10 protein-coding genes, 1 pseudogene and 1 riboswitch are annotated in these 13,701 nt (G+C 38.0%); all 11 genes and pseudogenes read left to right on the top strand.

Annotated features, from left to right (window positions below):
• Positions 1 to 80: 80 nt before the first annotated feature.
• The 11 genes and pseudogenes from UB51_RS29825 (at position 81) to UB51_RS20940 (ending at position 13,392) form a co-directional block, all read left to right on the top strand.
• Complete coding sequence (locus UB51_RS29825; protein ID WP_144407127.1) at positions 81 to 227, top strand: lichenicidin A2 family type 2 lantibiotic; 147 nt, start codon at positions 81 to 83, stop codon at positions 225 to 227.
• 73 nt (positions 228 to 300) lie between these two features.
• Positions 301 to 513, top strand: a complete 213-nt coding sequence (locus tag UB51_RS20985) for a mersacidin family lantibiotic (protein ID WP_044878968.1) — start codon at positions 301 to 303, stop codon at positions 511 to 513.
• A 78-nt stretch (positions 514 to 591) separates the two neighbouring features.
• Positions 592 to 792, top strand: coding sequence for a lichenicidin A2 family type 2 lantibiotic (locus UB51_RS20980; protein ID WP_044878967.1), 201 nt, complete (start codon positions 592 to 594; stop codon positions 790 to 792).
• Positions 793 to 901: 109 nt separating this feature from the next.
• Positions 902 to 1,663: a flavodoxin family protein gene (locus UB51_RS20975; RefSeq protein ID WP_044878966.1), complete on the top strand. Its 762-nt coding sequence runs from the start codon at positions 902 to 904 to the stop codon at positions 1,661 to 1,663.
• Positions 1,635 to 3,758 carry a peptidase domain-containing ABC transporter gene (locus UB51_RS20970; protein WP_044878965.1) on the top strand — a complete coding sequence of 708 codons (2,124 nt, stop codon included), beginning with the start codon at positions 1,635 to 1,637 and terminating at the stop codon, positions 3,756 to 3,758. Before UB51_RS20975 ends, UB51_RS20970 begins: the two co-directional genes overlap by 29 nt.
• Before the next feature lie 55 nt (positions 3,759 to 3,813).
• Positions 3,814 to 5,190 (top strand): S8 family peptidase, encoded by a 1,377-nt coding sequence (locus UB51_RS20965; RefSeq protein ID WP_052676026.1) that lies wholly within the window; start codon positions 3,814 to 3,816, stop codon positions 5,188 to 5,190.
• A gap of 337 nt (positions 5,191 to 5,527) precedes the next feature.
• Entirely contained in the window at positions 5,528 to 5,737 is a 210-nt protein-coding gene (locus UB51_RS20960) for a helix-turn-helix transcriptional regulator (protein ID WP_044878964.1), read from the top strand.
• Positions 5,738 to 5,783: 46 nt separating this feature from the next.
• A pseudogene (locus UB51_RS20955) lies at positions 5,784 to 6,128 on the top strand (IS30 family transposase); the annotation flags it as partial.
• A gap of 117 nt (positions 6,129 to 6,245) precedes the next feature.
• Positions 6,246 to 7,160, top strand: a complete 915-nt coding sequence (gene cysK / locus UB51_RS20950; RefSeq protein WP_044878963.1) for a cysteine synthase A — start codon at positions 6,246 to 6,248, stop codon at positions 7,158 to 7,160.
• A 390-nt stretch (positions 7,161 to 7,550) separates the two neighbouring features.
• A riboswitch (cyclic di-GMP riboswitch) is annotated at positions 7,551 to 7,636 on the top strand.
• A 182-nt stretch (positions 7,637 to 7,818) separates the two neighbouring features.
• Positions 7,819 to 9,582 carry a methyl-accepting chemotaxis protein gene (locus UB51_RS20945; RefSeq protein WP_044878962.1) on the top strand — a complete coding sequence of 588 codons (1,764 nt, stop codon included), beginning with the start codon at positions 7,819 to 7,821 and terminating at the stop codon, positions 9,580 to 9,582.
• A gap of 96 nt (positions 9,583 to 9,678) precedes the next feature.
• Complete coding sequence (locus UB51_RS20940) at positions 9,679 to 13,392, top strand: non-ribosomal peptide synthetase family protein (RefSeq protein ID WP_052676025.1); 3,714 nt, start codon at positions 9,679 to 9,681, stop codon at positions 13,390 to 13,392.
• The last annotated feature ends 309 nt before the right edge of the window (positions 13,393 to 13,701 follow it).

The following is a 13,701-nucleotide window of genomic DNA, read 5'->3' as shown; positions in this document are numbered from 1 at the left end:
TAGTGCACATCTAAGTTTAGTTTTCATAGATATCTTGTTACTTGGAGGTGAAAAAAATAGAAGATACTAATACTTAAGCAATTGTTGGTGAAAAGTTCGAGGATTTGAGCATTGCTGAAATGACCCGAGTTCAGGGTTCAGGCGAAATAGTGATTACTGAACCGATATCCGTAACGGTGCTGCCTTTGTCTACAATCCTCTGGCCGCCCATTAGTTGGAAATTTTAATTTTTCTTTTTCAGCATTTTGTATCATTTGATGCTATTACTAATTGAAATAAAAAGTTATGGAGGGATTTGAAATGTCAGAAATTAATACCAAAGCAATAGTTGGAGATACATTCGAAGATATGACTCTTGTTGAAATGACACTAGTTCAAGGTTCGGGAGATGTGAATCCTGAAACCACGCCAGCAACACCAACAATTGTAATAGTAAGTGAAGGACTATTAACTGCTGCTGGTTCTGCTGCTTTATCAATTTTATCAGTTAGAACAATTAAAGGACACTGCTAAAAATAAGTAGTTTTATTATTTCATAATTCAGCGATTTTTCTTATGTGTTTATAATAATAAAATGTGGAGGTTTTTAAAATGTCAGAAATTAATACTAAAGCAATTGTTGGAGATACATTCGAAGACATGAGTCTTGTTGAAATGACATTAGTGCAGGGAGCAGGGGACGTGGGTGTTGAAGCGACTCCAACTACAATAGCTACACCAGCTCTTTCTAAGGCTGTATCTGCTATTGTAAGTTTTGTTGGAACAGCAATCGTTTCCATAGCTAAATGTTAATTAGCAATATATTGTAATGTTATTTCAAGAGGAGGCTTGCCTCCTCTTTTTTTTAAACGCTAAACAAGCATATTGTAGTAATTTAAACTAAAAACAGGGTCGTGAAAATATGAAAAAAATATTTGTGTTAATAGGTAGTAGACGAAAAAAAGGAAATACAGCAAAGTTCATTAAACGCATTGTTGATAGCTTAAGTGACAATGAATTTGAAGTGGAATATGCATTTCCACAGGATTATAATTTAAAACCTTGTACTGGTTGTAACACATGTTTTATTACAACACAATGTGTTTCTAAAGATGAATTAAATTTACTGCATGAAAAAATATTGAGTGCTGATGTTTTGATAGTTGCTTCTCCAGTTTATTTGCACTATATGACCGCAGATTTAAAATTAATATTAGATAAGTCACCTTGGTGGGCTCATACTATGCGCCTGCAAGGAAAACCTGTTGTGATTCTTAGTACCTGTTCTTCTAATGGCCATAACACTGTTATAGAACCATTAAGTAAAATAATGAATATGATGGGTGGAAATGTAATTTGTACATCAAATGCAGCACAAATACCTCATCAAATCGATAATGAAGAATGGCTTAGTGATGTATCAGATCAGATAGCAAATCGTATTCGTAAATATGCCTATTTACCACCACAGTCTAATAAATTCCTCGAAGAAGTTTTTTCAATTACAAAGTTGGCAATATTACAACAAGTGGAAGTCAGCAAGAATAATAATGTCGAAGCCGGAGAAGCCAAATTCTGGCGAGAGACTGGAATGCTTGATTTTAATAATTTTGGCGATTATTTAGCAGCAAAGAATGAAAAGAGGAAAAGAAACTATGAAGATTCGCTTTCAACAACAAAGTGAACATTCTGAGTGTGGTTTAGCATGTGCAGCAATGTTAATTGATTATTTTATTGAAAAAACTAAATTATCAACATTAAGAAAAGAATATGGCGTACCCAATGGGGGATACAATCTTTCTCAAATTCAAACTGTTTTTTCAGAACATGGGATGAAGTCAAAAGCGGTGAAAATTAATGCTGCTTCTGTAAAAGCCTTGCCGAAACCATTTATAGCTTATTGGAATCGAAAACACTTTGTTGTTGTTGAAAAAGTCTCGGCAAAGCTAGTTTACATCGTAGATCCTGCTATAGGAAAAATGAAGATTTCCTATGATGAATTTGAAGAAAAATTTTCTGAGGTTGCTTTGTATGTGACGAATGATAGGGAGAGAAAGCTAAGGCTCCCGCAGATTAATGAAAAAATATTAAAGATCGTTAAAAGTAATAAAGCAGTTTTAGCTAAGACATTAATTATTGCTTTAATCATGCAGTGCTTAAGTTTAGTAATTCCTTATGTGATTCAATTTATTATAGATGGAAAAGTTAATAATATGATACAAGATGGAATGCTTCCTCTTATTTTTTCTGTTTTATTAATTTTCATCGCTTATTTTTTAACGAACATGGCAAGAACAAGAATAATTACAAGTTTGCAGACTTCTTTTGATAAAGGTCTGTTAAGTATGACTATTTTTCAACTACTGGACCTTCCTTATTCTTATTTTGTAAACCGTAGTAAAGGTGAACTCATTTATCGAATAAACTCCAATGCTTACATACGACAAATATTGATAGAACAAGTTATTAGTTTGATTATTGATATTTTCTTCTTTTTCCTTTATTTAATCGTTATGTTTTCATTTAATAAGTTATTGTCTTTCATTACACTAGGAATTGCACTAATTCTGTGTATATTTTCAGTGATAAATGCAAAAATAAATCGAAAAATCACTCAAAATGAGATGGTAGTCCTAACGAAATCTCAGGATATGATTAATGAACTTGTAAATAATATTTTCACCATTAAATCTACAAACTCTCAAAAAAATATGTACAGTAAATGGGAAAGTAATTTTAATGAACAAATTGTTATGGAGCGAACAAAGGCGAAATATTCATCGATCCTTTCCAATCTCCCTCAATCCATACAGACCTTTTATCCACTAATGATATTTCTGATAGGCTATACTCTAACTCTGAATCACCAAATAACAATTGGAGGAGTTATTGCTTTTAATGTTATAGGCTCAGCGTTTTTGGCACCTATGTTGTCAATAATGAATTCCTACAATCAATTACTAATGGTGAAAATTTATTTAGATCGTCTATTAGATATTTTGGATACACCTAATGAGTCTTCATTACTAGGTGCAGGCGTTCTTTCAGATTATAGTGGTGAAATTACAATAGAGAATGCTGGTTATCAGTATAGTAAGTTTTCAGAGGAAGCCATATCCAATATTTCATTAACAATTGAGCCTAATGAAAAAGTTGCGATTGTTGGCCCTAGTGGATCTGGAAAATCAACGCTGTTGAAGCTAGCAGCCTGTTTATACCAAACAACAAAAGGAAATATCTTTTACGATAATAAGAATGTAAAAAATCTAAATATTCATAACTTACGAGAACATATTGGAATAGTATTGCAAGAAAATGTCCTTTTCAGTGGAACTTTTAAAGAAAATATTACGATGGGAAGAGAATTTTCAGAAGCTGATATTTGGAAGAGTATTGAAGCTACAAATTTACTAGACCTAGTAAATAGTTTCCCGTTAGGAATCGAAACTCATATTTCAGAGAGCGGACAAAATTTATCTGGTGGACAGCGTCAAAAAATCTCTATTGCAAGAACGATAATTTCAAAACCAAAGGCAATTTTTTTGGATGAACCAACAAGTGCACTTGATAATATTTCAGAAAAAATAGTGATGGAGTTTTTGTTTGATATACAGGCAACTTTAATTGTTGTTGCACATCGACTCTCTACGATTGAGCAATTCGATAAGATTGTCGTAATGGATCACGGCGAAATAGTAGGTGTTGGTACACATAGTTACCTATTAAAATATAACATTTATTACCAAAGGTTATATAACAAAGAATGCAGTACTGTGTAAATCTAATACGGATGTTATTCGCACAATTACAAATACGAGAATGTAGGTGAAGATAATGTGGTTTAAACAGAAAAAAATATTCTTTGTAATTATATTATTTGTTTTGGTTGGTTTTGGGTCAATTTCCGAGGTTCATGCTGAAGCATCTGAAGGCAGCATTGACGTATTATTTAATGATGTTGCTAGTGTTGAAGTATTTAAAGAAAAGCTATTATCCATAGACAGTGATGTTGAATTTTATGAAATTCCTGAAATCTACTTACTAAGAATTAATCAACCTTCTCCAAAAATTGAGCAAGAAATTTATAAAAATAAAAATGTTGAAATGTCTGGGAAACTCACAGAGATTTTAATTGAAGATAAAAGATTAATAGATCAAAAAATTCCACTTCGAAACATTTCTATGTCAAGATCCCTTACTCTTCAAAATACAATTGACGATTTTGACCTCTTAGATAATTTAGCTTGGTATAAGTATACAATGATTAAAAATCAACAATCATTTGAATTTTCAGAAGGACAGGGAGTACGTATTGGCTTAATTGATAGTGGAGTTGATATATATCATCCGCTCATTTCACCTGTATTAGATTTATCCAATGCAAAGTCATATATAGAAGGTGATAATTCTATACGTGATACCAATGGACATGGAACGATGGTTGCAGGTGTTATTGCTCAAATTTCACCGAAAGCTGTTATTACACCTTACAGAGTTATAGGAGATGCAACGGGTGATTCTTATTTCACGATACAAGCAATGATACAAGCCGTTCAAGATGAGCAGGATATTTTGAATATGAGTTTGGGAACCTATAAATATAGTAATGATGAAAATGAGCAGATTACTATAGAAGCCTATGAGAGAGCGGTTCAATATGCATTACAGAATAATGTAATGATTGTATCCTCTTCTGGAAATAAAGGTTTGGATTTAGATTTAAAGTTTCAAGAAGAAGGAATACGACATTTACCAGGCAGTATACCAGGAGTTTTTTCAGTGAGTGCTCTAACAAGGGAGAATGCATTAGCATCTTATAGTAATATTGGTTCTAATATTCAGTTTGCCGCACCTGGAGGCGATTATGTAATCGAAGATGGATATCTAGATGTTACAAAATTAATATATACTGCGTATCCAACAGATATGGATAATATGCTTGGAAGTATAGGGGTTCCTCAAGGTTATATGTTCAGTACAGGAACTAGCTTGTCTGCTCCAGCAGTTAGTGCAGCAATAGCAGATTACTATGCTTACTATCAAAAAATGACTGGAGAACGTCCAACCATAGAAGGTATAAAAAATGACTTATCATCTACAGCACTGGATCTGGGGGTCGCTGGGAAAGATACCTCATATGGATATGGCTTACCTCAAGTATCTGATGCGTATGGTCTAATTCCGACTTATACATTTTCAGTTGCTCAGTAATTATATATATTGAGAAAAAATAACATATTAATCAAAGCGAGCGGTATCTTTCTTTTAGGGAAGATTTCGTTCGTTTTTTGTATGTGAATTAAATTAATATAAGTATATAGATTATTTTTATGGTTCATCACAACAACTTGGGGTTGACGAGCGAATATTCATTAAGAGGAGGAGCTAGTTAACGAAATGATAGCCATTTATTTCTACGACTTCGCCTAAAAAATGAACATTAATTTTGTTATCCCTGACTTATGGTAATTGAATTTTTTTATGGAACTTAATCCTTTTATTCACAATATGTAATTAGTTGATTATAAACAGAAAGGAGACTGTTACGTTGATTGAAAATCGAATCAAAATTTTGAGAGCTGAACGTGACTGGAGACAATTAGATTTGGCAGAACATGTTGGGATTTCGCGACAAGCAGTCATATCCATTGGAAAATATAAATATACACCTTCGTTAGAGTTAGTTTTCAATATTGCAAAGGCATTTAATGTATCTATTAATGAAGTATTTGTACCTGAGGAGGATGAAAGCAAATGAACCATCAATTTTTAGTTTTAGCAGTGTTCGTTGTATTAGGTGTAGTACTATGGAGATTGCCTTTGGTGCCGCCGCATCTCAGTACCCACAGGGCACTTTCAAGAGCGCAACTACGGATCGAGGGAAAGAGTTTGCCTGCTTTAGCTCGCTTGAGTTTACTCACAACATAGATGTCTACTTTGCTGATCCCTACTCATCTTGGCAACGTGGTTCCAACGAGAATGGAAATGGCCTCCTTCGAGAGTTCTTTCCCAAAGGCAAAGACTTCGCAGAGGTGACTGATATTGAACTGGCTAAGGCCCTCAATCTGATTAACAACCGACCCAGGAAATGTCTGGGTTGGAAGACCGCTCACGAATCATTCACGGATGCTCTGTCGCACTTGGCTTGACAATCCGTCATATCCCAGTTCACCGTCGCCAATATTCCTAGTACATCCATAGGTTTTATGTTATTCTAGTAATTAAATTTATCATGAGAAAAACAGACAGCTGAGGAGAGATGAACAGTGCTTGTTGCTCAGAGTATAACAGAGCTTATTGGACATACGCCGATGGTGCGATTGAATCGCACGGTTCCGGATGGCGCTGCTGATGTATATGTGAAATTGGAAATGTTCAATCCCTCGGGAAGTGTGAAGGATCGAGCTGCGTTTAATCTGATTGAGACGGCTGAGGAGAAAGGTCTGCTAACCGCTGGAGGAACGATTATTGAACCTACGAGTGGCAACACGGGCATTGGCATTGCGATGATTGCAGCGGCCAAAGGGTACAAGGCGATTCTTGTGATGCCAGATAATATGTCCAAGGAAAGAATCAATATACTGAAAGCTTACGGGGCCGATGTAGTTCTGTCTCCAAGCAGTGAAAGAATGCCAGGTTCTATTGCTAAGGCATTGGAGTTACAGGAAGGGATTCCGGGCAGTTTCATTCCACAGCAGTTCGAGAATCCAGCTAATCCCGATATTCACCGTATAACGACAGCGCCGGAAATTCTGGAACAAATGGAGCATCGGCTTGATGCGTTCGTAGCTACAGCAGGTACTGGGGGTACAATTACCGGTACAGGTGAGACGTTGCGAAAGGTTTTGCCGAATCTTCATATCGCTGTTGTTGAACCGCAAGGATCGCCCGTTTTATCTGGGGGCACACCCGGTCCACATAAATTGGTAGGAACAAGCCCGGGATTTGTACCAAGTATCCTAAACATAGATGTATACGATGAAATCATTCAAATTTCGGATGATCATGCCATTGGAATGATGAAGGATTTAGCGCGTCTGGAAGGTATTCTGGTCGGTCCATCCTCAGGTGCATCTGTGTATGCGGCGATTCAAGTAGCTAAGAAGTTAGGCTCTGGCAAAAGAGTAGTATGTATCGCACCTGATACAGGTGAGCGTTACTTAAGTATGGATTTATTTTAAAGCTACGGCGTCATCTTCGAAGTAGAAGGTTTGTATATCCGGTGATTGCGATAGGCTCATTTGCATGACCTCCTCTAATAGGTAACACAATTTACTCATACATAAACCAACCCTTCAAGTGTCCAATCTACTGCAATTCAATGGTTAACAGCGGTAGGTACATTAATTTTTGTGGAGCATGGGTACGGGGGTTAGTGCTTAAGGATGGATTAGTAGGAGCGGAGTATTTTCAAGGTCCTATTTTTGTTTTCACTTTGTCGAAATTATGAGTAAAATGGGTCCAATTCGACAGATTTTCAGAAGATAGTGAAATAATATAGAAAAATTTTCATATTAGTAGTAAAATAGAACTACTTGTTTGTGATTCCCGTAATGGCGTTTTTATCATTTAATACATATCGGCAAAGCTACTGAAAAGTAGTGACGCAAAACTATAGGGACTACTTCCTCGAAGGAAAAGTCAGCCAGTTGCATATGGAGTGGTGACCTATGGCTATTTATGCGATATGGGCATCTTTTTTTTGCTTTCACAAGGGAGAACCTATCAAATCTATCAAACCTATCAGATCAAGAAAGGGGGGACTTAATATCACGTAAGACTATGTAGCTAGGTGGTCATATTTTGAAATCAAAATTACATAATAAGAGGAGACCGATAATGAAGTTACCACGAATGATTAACGTTATTACCAGACGAAGTATTGTTACTAAAAATATGTTACTGACGAGTCTATTCATCATTTTGACGGGCGTTATATTAATCGCATCCAGTTATTATATTCAGGGCGAGGTTCTGACAAACCAATTAAATTCGGATTCAGGAAAAATTATGACTGCATGGATCAACAAAATATCACCCGAAGAGGCAGCTGAGGCCAAAGCGAACAAGGATCGTAATTCACCGATTCAGAAGAAATTAATGGGGATATTTGATGAACTATCCGTTATACACCCTAACGTTGCGCAAGGCTATATCTATGGTTCTGAACTTGAAGACGGTAATAAGACGTCTAATATTTCTTTTCCAACAGCAGTATTGGATATATTTGAAGGAGAAGGCATGAAGTTAGGAGATATGTATGAACAGGCTGCTATTCACGTAGATGGCGTTAAGGATATGTTGAAGACGAAGCAGATGAGCTTCACTAAACCTTATTCTGATGATTATGGAACTTGGGTAACAGTTCTGTACCCTTTCCAAGATAGTGAAGGAACTGTATTTGCTTATATGGCCATGGATATCGATGCAAGCTTAATTACACAAGGTCAGCATGAATTAGTTAAATATACGATACTAGCTTTACTGGCCACATTGATTGTTGTGTTAACTATGCAATATTTCACCATAAAGCAAACTTTTGCTCCTGTGAAAGGCTTGATGGCTGCCTTGGATAAGCTAAGCCAAGGAGATTTTAGTGTTCAATTACCGACGAGTACTGACGAACTTGGTAAAGTAGCTGAGAAGTTCAATATGACGGTGAATAACATGAATAGATTAGTTGCGACTATCAAAACAGTATCAACAGAATCTGCTGAGGAATCTAAAATATTATTCTCTACTGTGGAGGATAGTCATGAGAACGCAATGGCAATTACAGCGAATATTGAGGAGATATCGGATCGAGTGTCTCAGCAAAGTAAGTCCATATCGGAGAGTGTAACCTCACTTGAGGAAATTTCCTCAGGAGTAACTACAATTGCTGCAAGTACCACTACGTTATCTGATACATCGATGCAAATGAGGGACCAATCTGAGCAAGGTACTGACAATGTAGACAAAGTTATGACGCAGATGAATTCAATTCAAAAGTCTGTTCTAAATTCGGTGCATTCCATTGAACAGCTTCAGAAGCGTTCGGGAGAAATCGGTGAGATCGTACAAGTGATTACAGAGATTGCTTCACAAACCAACCTACTGTCTTTAAATGCGAGCATTGAAGCGGCTAGAGCAGGTGAAGAGGGACGTGGATTCGCAGTTGTTGCTAATGAGGTGAAGAAGTTATCTGAACAGTCTGGGAGATCAGCTGAGAAAATTACGGAGTTAATCCACCATATTCAGCAGGAAACTTTAGTAGCCGTATCAGCGATTAGCGAGGGAGAGCAGAACGTTGAAGTGGGTATTGAGATTGTGAAAGAGACGGGAATGTTGTTTGACGGAATACTAGCAGCTACAGAGTCAGTTACAAGTCAGATTCAAGAGGTTTCTGCTGCAACGGAGGAAATGGTGGCTGAGACAGAACAGATCACATCCTCAATCAAGCAACTAGCCGTATTGGCAGAGAAGAATTCGGTAGTGGCAGATCAGATCAAGGAAAGTGCTCAGGGACAACGTTCATCCTCTGATAAACTTGTTGAATCAGCAGAGCATTTGAATCAGATTTCCGATAGATTAGAGGACGTAGTCGACGGATTGAAACTTTAGAAACAATGGGTCTTCTGCTAATGATAGTTGACTATAGTGTAGGTTTCTAGATTCTACACTTCACTTCTATAGAGAGATAAGTAAGGAGCGGATACTATGAACACTCTGTTGATGGCAGAGCAGAATAAAAATTACTGGCTGGAGGAGCTCCGAGCTCCTCTATCCATATTCGATATATATACGGATTTTCCTAAACATCCCACGGTCAGAGAGGTTCAGAAAACGACTTTTTTGTTGGATGTACATGCAGAGCAGATTAACACTTGTAAAGATCGGTTCGATATGAAGGGTTGGATGCTTAGCTGCTATATAGCGTTTCTGTATAGAATGACAGGTGAGAATGATCTGATTATAGGAGTAAACGATAGCCAAGGGAATGTATTGCCGTTTCGGATAGCTTGTGAAGGGGATATTTCATTCCAACAGTTATTTAAGCAGATTACGGATAAACTGCAGCATACCTATGCTGCTAGCTTACCCGTATCGGTGATTGAAGAAATGGTAGGACAATCCGCCATTGTGAAGACGATCTATGGGGTGGATAGCACCCTTGAGGCTAGTTCGCTAAACTGGTCTGTACAGGAAGAAAAAGGTCAATGGGTAATCCACATTGCTTATCATAAAAATCTGTTCAAAGAGAGCACTATTCGTAAATTTGCTCGTCACTTCCAGCACATTGTAAATGCTGTATTGGTTAGAGAAGATATCTCCATTGGAAGTATACCTATTCTAACTGAAGAAGATGTGGAAGCCTATGATGTGCTTAATGATACGGCGATGGAGCTTCCCCTTGCGATGAGCGTCCCTGCGATGCTGCAATCGGTGCTAAGTCGCTTTCCCGATAGAGTTGCTCTTTCTTCCGGGCTTACGCACTTAACCTACAGACAGCTGGATCAATTATCGAATCAAGTAGCTCATATGTTGGTAGCAAAAGGGCTCGTTAAAGGTGGATTTGTCTCTATTTTCATGGAGAGAAGTATCGAAGCCATCATAGGGATGCTGGGGGTTCTGAAAGCTGGAGGAGCTTATGTCCCTCTCGATCCAGAGCATCCGGATGATCGGAACGCCTACATTATAACGGATACGAAATCGCAATTGGTCATTACAAAAGATCAATATACAGGTAAGTTATCCATGTTATTAGATCATAATGTTTCAGATGACGCTATCTTTCGTATAGATACTGAACTTCATTTGTATCCTCAGGAACCTATTGATGTGCAGATAGATGGAGATGATCTGGCTTATATTATCTACACCTCTGGCTCTACAGGCAAACCCAAAGGCGTTATGATCGCGCATACGGGTGTTATAAACCTCGCGGCTTCAACCGTTAACCATCTACAGTTGAACGAAGAAGATGTGATTATGCAGTATTCTACTTTTAGCTTCGATGCATCGGTGTATGACATATTTAGTTCGATCAGTAGTGGTGCTAGGTTACACTTGCTTTCGAATGAACAGCGTTTCTCAATAGAATCATTTACAGCAGCTATAGAAGAGGTTAAGGCAACGCGTATTGGTATTTTACCTACTGTATTCTTCAATCAATTATCAGCATATCTCAGTGATGAGGATGCTCCGAAACATAGCAATATTAAGAGCTTTGTAATTGGTGGTGAAGCCTTGACTGGAGAGTCCGTTCGGGTATTCCAGAAGAAGCTTGATCACAGACCCATCATCGTAAATGCCTATGGTCCAACAGAGGCAACGGTCGTTACGACTACGCATACTATTGATTATGTAGTTCCAGATCATTTATCCAACATTTGCATCGGAACCCCGATCTCGAATTACGAAGTGCTTATTGTGAACGAGAATGATCAACTTTGTCCGTTGAACGTCATGGGCGAGTTGCTTATCAGCTCTGTTGGCTTGGCTAAGGGCTATTTGAACCAACGGGTCAAGACGGATGAAGTGTTCATCCCCGATCCTGTGAATCCTAATTCCGGCAAAAGATATTACCGTTCTGGTGATATGGTCACTTTACAGGAGAATGGAATACAGTACATGGGTAGAAAGGATTTACAAGTTAAGATCAGAGGGTATCGGATCGAAATTGGAGAAATAGAGGATAACCTAGTCAAATTCGATAATATCAAAGACGTTGCTATTATTGCCAAAGAGGAAGCGGATGGAACGAAAATATTGGTCGCTTTCTATACATCGAAGGATGGAGCGGCGATAGTTAAGCATGAACTTGTTCAATTTCTAAGCACGAGGGTACCGTCCTATATGATTCCGAGTCATTTTAGTTATTTGGAAGTGATGCCTGTATCTCCTACTGGCAAAATAGATCGCAAACAGCTAGCGGTGTATGAAGTGGAGATCGTGGAGGAAGAAACTACGCATTATGATGCTCCCCGGAATGAATTGGAGCAGGAAATCTCTGCGGCATGGGAGAAAGCGATAAAACGTACCCGAATCAGTATTCATGATGATTTCTTCGAAATTGGGGGACACTCGCTGAAGATATTAGAGATTCTTGTTGTATTGAAGCCGAAGTTCCCAAATTTAAAAATCAACGACTTCTTCGCCTTTCCTACCATTGCACAATTGGCAGAGCGAGTTCTCGAATTAAAGTCCACTGCTGTGGTCAATAACAGCATCGTTGATCATGCTATGATTCAAGATTTAGAGGAATATCCGCGTTCATTTGGGCTGAATTCTTCAAGTGAGACTCATGAGTATACCTACAACAATATCTTGTTAACCGGAGCTACGGGTTACTTGGGTTCACATCTACTGCATGAGCTGTTGTATACATCCGACGCTGTTATTTACTGTCTGGTCCGTTCTTCAGGGCTTGAAGATCCATATAAGCGTCTGACAAACACAATGAGGTCTTATTTTGGAAGTAGCATTGCAGACAAGATGGATGGGCGAATCGTTGCGGTTCAAGGTGATTTGGAGAAAGAACATTTAGGAATAAATGATACGGTTATGGCTATATTGCATGATAAGATTGATTCGATCATTCATTGCGCGGCTGAAGTGAAGCATTTCGGAGAACCCGAGTATTTCGCTAGAGTCAATGTGGAGAGTACAAATCGACTTCTTGATATCGCCAGAAGGAAATCGCATATCCGGTTTCACTTTGTATCTACACTTGGAATCCCTGAGGACTTGGCGCTCAGTGATCAGTGGCAAACGTTTATGGATCATGGCGCCTACGATTATACGGTGAGTATTGATAATGTGTATACGAACAGCAAGCTGGAAGCAGAGAAGCTTGTAGTCAGAACTTGTCAGGAGGAAGGCGTTGCAGTAACGGTATACCGTGTGGGCAACTTGTCTTGTCATTCTCGCACAGGGGCATTTCAGAGTAACATTGATAGTAATGCATTCTATAGAATGCTCAAAGGAATGCTCGTGTTGAAGAGGGCACCTCAGGTCAGTTGGCAGGTTGATATTACGCCAATTGACTATGCGGGACAAGCCATTACGGCATTGATGCACAATGATGATACCGTAGGCAAGATGTTTCATATTTGCAATCCTGTACAGATTCCATATGAAGAAATGATAGGCTTTTTCCACAAATACGGGTATGATATCACCCTGATGGATTGGTCGGAGTACGAAGCGTGGGTACTTGATAGTAGTCAACCGAAGGAACAGGCTGGATTGGAGTTAGCTATGGCCCAATTAGAAGGGGATGGCGCGAAACACTCCATATACAGATACACTTGTACACAGACGACTGAGTATTTATTACCCTCGAATGTGAAATGTCAGGAACCCAATGAGTCATTCTTTCAACTCATGATTGATCATGCTATTGCTGTTGGTTATTTCGATAAGCCATAAATTAGATAGAAGCGTTTGAAACAAGGAGCAGTCCACACTATGATTTCATAGTCTGGGCTGCTCTTTAGGTTATTAAGATTTAAAGGGATTAACAGGATTAAAAATACCCATTATTTCCCAATGAAACGAATATTATGGTACAATGAACGCTGGCAATAAACCATATATAACCAAATATAGTGTTCCTATTGAAGTTGTCTATCCCTTTCAGACTTAGATGTTTTAAAGGAGACAAAGCCAATGTTGTATCCAACAAATCGTCCTGATTAGGATGGGGAACAACAATAACTTTAATCTGAGAATTAATTT

It is taken from the genome of Paenibacillus sp. IHBB 10380, assembly GCF_000949425.1.
In the GTDB taxonomy this organism is placed as follows: domain Bacteria; phylum Bacillota; class Bacilli; order Paenibacillales; family Paenibacillaceae; genus Paenibacillus_AQ.
Note: the sequence above shows the minus strand (reverse complement) of the source record. Positions and strands in the feature narration are given on the sequence as shown.